1 protein-coding gene is annotated in these 308 nt (G+C 53.9%); it reads right to left on the minus strand.

Going from position 1 to position 308, the window contains the following annotated elements:
* The coding region (locus HBA93_RS20230) for a hypothetical protein (protein WP_221724467.1) at positions 1 to 273 on the minus strand (273 nt) is incomplete at its 3' end.
* Between the last annotated feature and the right edge of the window lie 35 nt (positions 274 to 308).

A 308-nucleotide genomic window follows, 5' to 3' on the forward strand; every position in this document is an offset into this window, starting at 1 on the left:
TGTCCTGTGTGGGGGACATATTTGTTTCTTTATTATCAGGATATGCACATTCCTGATCGGTCTCAAATGGGCGTAGAGCGCCAGCACATCGTTTAACAGCTCAACGAGCTGAGCCAGATATTCAGGCTGCGAACGCTGCTCATGAAAATGAGGCACCAGACGGTTGAACTGATCCTCGAACCGTTTCGTTTGATGGCCGTCGCGGCGAAGCTGCTCAAGGGCATCAACGATCTGACGGGCGACACCTTGGCATTGGCGTGTTGTCTCGCGCATCGAGCGCCATGTCTCAACATGGGCGCTCGCCAGCT

Origin of the sequence: Ochrobactrum sp. SFR4, from assembly GCF_019730395.1 — a bacterium.
Taxonomy (GTDB): Bacteria; Pseudomonadota; Alphaproteobacteria; order Rhizobiales; family Rhizobiaceae; genus Pseudochrobactrum.